6 protein-coding genes are annotated in these 5,630 nt (G+C 75.6%); 4 read left to right on the plus strand and 2 right to left on the minus strand.

From position 1 onward, the window contains the following. Positions 1 to 37 precede the first annotated feature (37 nt). Positions 38 to 688, minus strand: coding sequence for a helix-turn-helix domain-containing protein (locus CRM73_RS17895; RefSeq protein WP_035930334.1), 651 nt, complete (start codon positions 686 to 688; stop codon positions 38 to 40). A gap of 47 nt (positions 689 to 735) precedes the next feature. Here CRM73_RS17895 and CRM73_RS17900 point away from each other — a divergent pair, with 47 nt between their 5' ends. Both CRM73_RS17900 and CRM73_RS17905 read left to right on the plus strand, forming a co-directional pair. Beyond that, the gene (locus CRM73_RS17900) at positions 736 to 1,593 is read left to right on the plus strand and encodes a class I SAM-dependent methyltransferase (RefSeq protein ID WP_229588654.1); all 858 of its coding nucleotides are present in this window, start codon (positions 736 to 738) and stop codon (positions 1,591 to 1,593) included. A 26-nt stretch (positions 1,594 to 1,619) separates the two neighbouring features. Then, positions 1,620 to 2,591 carry an NAD(P)/FAD-dependent oxidoreductase gene (locus CRM73_RS17905; protein ID WP_229588655.1) on the plus strand — a complete coding sequence of 324 codons (972 nt, stop codon included), beginning with the start codon at positions 1,620 to 1,622 and terminating at the stop codon, positions 2,589 to 2,591. Positions 2,592 to 2,606: 15 nt separating this feature from the next. Here the strand turns inward: CRM73_RS17905 and CRM73_RS17910 are convergent, their stop codons facing one another. Next, positions 2,607 to 3,113, minus strand: coding sequence for an Lrp/AsnC family transcriptional regulator (locus CRM73_RS17910; protein ID WP_229588656.1), 507 nt, complete (start codon positions 3,111 to 3,113; stop codon positions 2,607 to 2,609). A gap of 112 nt (positions 3,114 to 3,225) precedes the next feature. Here CRM73_RS17910 and ald point away from each other — a divergent pair, with 112 nt between their 5' ends. Further along, a complete protein-coding gene (gene ald, locus CRM73_RS17915) occupies positions 3,226 to 4,347 on the plus strand; it encodes an alanine dehydrogenase (RefSeq protein WP_229588657.1) in 1,122 nt (373 codons plus the stop codon). A gap of 86 nt (positions 4,348 to 4,433) precedes the next feature. Continuing rightward, positions 4,434 to 5,534 (plus strand): alanine racemase, encoded by a 1,101-nt coding sequence (locus tag CRM73_RS17920; protein WP_229588658.1) that lies wholly within the window; start codon positions 4,434 to 4,436, stop codon positions 5,532 to 5,534. Positions 5,535 to 5,630: the final 96 nt, after the last annotated feature.

Genomic DNA, 5,630 nt, shown 5'->3' on the forward strand with positions numbered 1-5,630 from the left:
GCCGCCCGGGCACCCCGGCCCCGGCCCCGGCCGCACCTCACCCGGCCGGGTCGGGTCCGTCCCGGCCGGGTGCCGGGCGGTCGGCCGGCGCCCGCACCCTCCGATCCTCGGCAGGCTCGTCCGCGTGCAGGTGGGCGCGCTCGCCGTCGTGGTCGAGCACGGTGAGGATCTCCACCGGCCCGCCCTGCGCCACGATGGCGTGCGGGACCATCGTGGAGAACTGCGCCGCCTGACCGGCCTCGACCACCACGACCCGCTCGCCCAGGTGCAGGCGGGCGGTCCCGGAGAGCACGGTGAACCAGTCCCGGCCCGGGTGCACCGCCAGCCGGTCCGGTGCGGGGGGCGGGCCCGGCAGGATGCGCATCTTGGCCACGGTCATCCCGTGCAGGGCCCGCTCGGAGGACAGCAGCCACATGGTCAGCCCCGGCGTGCTGCTGGGCTGCGGGCGAATCACCACGTCCTCGTCCTCGGGGGACTCGACGAGCTGGTCGAGCGAGGTGTCGAGGGCCCGGGCGATGGGCACCAGCTGGTCGAGAGCGATTCTGCGGTGCCCGGTCTCGAGCCGGCTCAGCGTGGACGGGCTGAGGTGGCACCGGGCCGCGAGCGCGTCCAGGGACCAGCCGCGCGCCAGCCGGAGACCGCGGATGCGCCGGCGGATCACGGCGTCCAGGTCAAGTTCTTGCGTCATGAGCAAGAGTGTATGCCTCAAAGGCATTTTGCGCCTACCGTGGAGGCATGACACCGCACGACTCCCCGCACCCGACGGCGGGGCACCACACCCACCCCGAGCAGCACGACGACGACGGACTGGCCGAGCTGCTCGAGCTGGACGCCGAGATCCTGGACCCGCTGCTGGAGGAGGTGCTCGGGTGGGTCGGCCAGCACGTCCGCGGCACGCCGGACACGGTCGCGGACATCGGCGCGGGGACCGGCGCCGGCAGCCGGCTCCTGGCCCGCCGCTTCCCGTCGGCGCAGATCGTCGCGATCGACCGGTCGGCACCGAGGCTCGAGCGGCTCCGCGCCGCGGCCGGCGCACCGGGCCCGTCCGACCGGATCCGCACGGTGCAGGCCGATCTGGACACCGCCTGGCCCGGGGTCGGGGCGGTCGACCTCGCCTGGGCGGCCTCCTCGCTGCACGAGCTCGCCGCGCCGGACCGGCTGCTGCGCGAGCTCCATGCCGGGATGCGCCCCGGCGGTCTCCTGGCGGTCGTGGAGATGGACGCGCTGCCGCGGTTCCTGCCCGAGGACATCGGGATCGGCCGCCCGGGCCTGGAGCGCCGCTGCCACGAGGTCCTCGCCCGGGCGCACTGGAACGCCGTGCCCGACTGGGGACCACGCCTGGAGGAGGCCGGCTTCCGGCCGGCGGGGCGGCGCCGGTTCGGCGTCGAGGCGCGGCCGGCCCCGCCCGGCACGGGGCGCTGGGCGGACCACTCGCTGCGCCGCGCCCTCCCGGTCCTCGCCGGCCGACTGACCGCCGACGACATGCTCGCCCTCGAGCACCTGCTCACCGAGGACTCCCCCGGCGCGGTCCTGCACCGGGAGGACCTGATGCTGCGCGCCGGACGCATCGTCTGGGCGGCGCACCGGCCATGAACCACCAGCACGAGAGGACACGGACCATGAACAGCATTTCCGCGTACGACGTCGTCGTCGTCGGAGGCGGTGCGGCCGGCCTGAGCGCCGCCGTCGCCCTGGCGCGCTCCCTGCGCTCGGTGGTCGTGGTGGACGCGGGCGAACCCCGCAACGCCCCGGCCGGCGGCGCGCACAACCTGCTCGGCCGGGAGGGGATCCCGCCGCTCGAGCTGCTGACCGCCGGCCGGCGGGAGGCGGAGCAGTACGGGGCGGACATCCTCCGGGACCGCGCCGTCACCGCCCGGGCGGAGGATGAGGGGTTCACGGTCGGTCTCGCCGGCGGCGGCGTGCTGCGCGCGCGGCGGCTGCTGCTCGCCACCGGACTGGTCGACGAGCTGCCCGACGTGCCCGGCGTGGCCGAGCTGTGGGGGCGGAGCGTGCTGCACTGCCCCTACTGCCACGGGTGGGAGGTCCGCGGCCGGCGCATCGGCGTGCTCGGCGCGGGACCCATGAGCATCCACCAGACGCTGCTGTTCCGGCAGCTCAGCGAGGACGTCACCTTCTTCCCGCACCGGATGCCCGATCCCGGCCCCGAGGCCTGGGAGCAGCTCTCCGCCCTCGGGGTCCGGGTGGTCGAGGGGCCCGTGCAGCGGCTGCGCACCGACGGGGACGCGCTGCGCGCCGTGGTCCTCGACGACGGGCAGGAGGTCCCGGTGGACGCCCTGGTCGTGGCGCCCCGCTTCGCGGCCCGGGCCGAGCTGTACGAGCAGCTCGGCGGCACCCTGACCGACCACCCCGCGGGGGCGCTCATCGCCACGGGCCCGATGGGCAGCACCGAGGTCCCCGGCGTGTGGGCGGCCGGCAACGCCGGCGACCTCTCGGCCATGGTCTCCTCCGCGGCGGGGGCGGGGGTCGGCGCGGCCGCCGCGATCAACGCGGACCTCGTGGCCGAGGAGGCGGCCGCCGCCGTCAGCGCCCGCGCGCAGGGCGCCGCGGCCGGGACGCCCCGCCGCGGCTGAGGGTCTCGGGGCCGGTCAGATCTGCACGGACCCCTGGACGTGCTCGAACACCAGGCTGGTCTGCGTGGCCGCCACCGCCTGGTTGGAGGACAGGTGCTCGAGGACGAACTGGCGGATGTGGTCGGTGTCCCGCGCCGTGACGTGGATCAGGAAGTCGTCCGAGCCCGCCAGGAAGAAGAACTGGGACACCTCCGGCACCGACTTCAGCCCCTCGCCGAACGCGGACATCAGGTGCCGGGCCCCCGGCCGCAGGCGCACGCTGATGAGGGCCTCGATGGTGCTCCCGAGCGCCCGGGGGTCCACCTCGACCGTGAAGCGGCGGATCACGCCCGAGCGCTGCAGGCCCTTCATCCGGGCCAGACAGGTGGACGGGGCCACGCCGAGGGCCTCGCTGAGCGCCTGGTTGGTCATCCGGGAGTTCTCCCGCAGCAGCGCGAGCAGGCGCCGGTCGAGGTCGTCCAGCTCGTCCCGGGGCCGCCGATCCTGCGGAGCGGCCCGCGTGGGCGGGGTCACTTTCTCCATGGTTCGTCCAGTTCTGCACCGATTGCCGAAGGATCGTCGACTTCTGTCCCGGCAACGGTGTCGGATCGTAGTTTTGTGACACCCATTCTACGTTTTCTGCGGAAGGCCCTCGATGATCATCTCCGTTCCCACCGAAGTGAAGACGAACGAGCACCGGGTGGCCATCACGGTCTCCGGCGTGCACGAGCTGCGCCGCCGCGGCCACCGGGTGCTCGTGCAGGCCGGTGCCGGCATCGGCTCGGGCTTCGCGGACGAGGACTTCGCCGCCGCGGGCGCGGAGGTCGTGGTGGACCCGGACGAGCTGTGGGCCCGGGCGGACCTGGTGCTGAAGGTCAAGGAGCCGATCGCCTCCGAGTACCACCGGTTCCGGGAGGGCCTGGTCCTGTTCACCTATCTGCACCTGGCCGCGGAGCCGGAGCTCACCCGCGCCCTGCTGGCCGCCGGGGTCACGGCCGTCGCCTACGAGACCGTGCAGACCGCGGACCGCCGGCTGCCGCTGCTGGCGCCGATGAGCGAGGTGGCCGGTCGGCTCTCGGTGCAGGCCGGGGCATCGGCCCTGACCGCCACCGGCGGCGGCAAGGGCGTCCTGCTCGGCGGCGTGCCCGGGGTCCGCCCCGCGCAGGTGACCGTGATCGGCGCGGGCGTGGCCGGCACCAACGCGGCCGCCATGGCCGTGGGCCTGGGCGCCGAGGTCACGATCCTGGACATCGACGTGGACCGGCTGCGCGCCCTGGACGACCGGTACGCCGGGCGGCTGCGGACCGTCGCCTCCAACGCCTACGAGGTGGAGCGCTCGGTGACCGAGGCGGACCTGGTGGTCGGCTCGGTGCTGGTGCCCGGCGCCCGGGCCCCGAAGCTGGTCACCCACGAGATGGTCGGGCGGATGAAGCCGGGCAGCGTCCTGGTGGACATCGCCGTGGACCAGGGCGGGTGCTTCGAGGACAGCCGTCCCACCACCCACCAGGACCCGGTCTTCCCGGTGCACGACACCCTGTTCTACTGCGTGGCCAACATGCCGGGCGCGGTGCCCAACACCTCCACCTACGCCCTGACCAACGTGACGCTGCGCTACGTGACCGCCCTCGCCGACCGCGGCGTGACGGCGGCGCTGGCCGCCGACCCCGCGCTGGCCGCCGGGCTCAACACGATGGCCGGCCATGTGACGCACCGCTCGGTCGGCGAGGCCCACGGCCTGGACGTCGTCGACCGGTCGGAGCTGCTGCCCGCCGCCTGAGCCGCACGCCCGCGCCGGGAGCGTGGGCCCGCAGGTCCTAGCATGGGCAGAGCGCAGCAGATCAGCATCCCGGCACGAGGAGCCCCATGCACCGCATCCCCGACGAGGTCGACACCCCGGACGTCCTGATCGACCGGGACGTGCTCGAGCGCAACATCGCGCGGATGGCCGCGGCCGTGCGCGAGCGGGGCCTGCTGCTGCGCCCGCACGCCAAGACGCACAAGGTCCCGGAGATCGCGGCGCTGCAGCTCGCCGCCGGCGCGGCCGGGCTGACCGTGGCCACGCTCGGGGAGGCCGAGGTCTTCGCCGCGCACGGGGCCGAGGACCTCTTCGTCGCGTACCCGCTGTGGGTCGGCCCGCGCCAGGCGGAGCGCCTGCGCCGGCTGAGCGCCGCGGCCCGGATCAGCGTGGGGGTGGACTCCGCCGAGGCCGCCGCCGTCATGGGCGAGCAGCTGGGGGACGCGGCGGGGGACGTGGCCGTGGTCGTGGAGATCGACAGCGGCCACCACCGCAGCGGGGTCCGCCCGGAGGCCGCCGCGGACGTCGCCCGGGCGGCGGCCCGGGCGGGGCTGCGCGTCGAGGGCGTCTTCACCTTCCCGGGCCACAGCTACGCCCCGGGCATGCCGGTCGAGGCGGCCGCGCAGGAGCAGCAGGCCCTGGACCGGGCGGCCGGGCAGCTGGCGGCCGCGGGCTTCGAGGTGCGGCGCCGCAGCGGCGGCTCCACGCCCAGCGCGCTGCTGACCGACAGCGCCACGGCCACGGAGGTGCGGCCGGGGGTCTACGTCTTCGGCGACGCCCAGCAGCTGGAGCTCGGCCGGTGCGCCCTCGAGGACATCGCCCTCACCGTGGCTGCGACCGTGGTCAGCCGGCACGAGGGCGGCAACGGGGTGCCGCGGCGGACCGTCCTGGACGCCGGCAGCAAGGTCCTCGGCAGCGACCGGCCCGCCTGGGCCACCGGCTGCGGGCGGCTGATGGACCACCCGGACGCCCGGATCACGGCCCTGTCCGAGCACCACGCCACCGTCGTCTGGCCCGAGGACGCCCCGCTGCCCGCCCTCGGCGAGCGCCTGCGCGTCATCCCCAACCACGTGTGCCTGACCATGAACCTCGTCGACGACGTGGCCGTGGTGCGCGAGGGCGCCCTGCTGGAGCGCTGGACCGTGGCCGCGCGGGGCCGCAACTCCTGACCCCGCAGCCCGCCGGGCGCCCGCCGAACGATCCCGGGCACGGCGGATCGGCGCGAGGCAGCGGCGGAGCCGGCCCGGCGGCTCAGCGCGGGGGCG

It is taken from the genome of Kocuria sp. CCUG 69068 (assembly GCF_020833785.1).
GTDB classification, from domain to species: domain Bacteria; phylum Actinomycetota; class Actinomycetes; order Actinomycetales; family Micrococcaceae; genus Kocuria; species Kocuria rosea.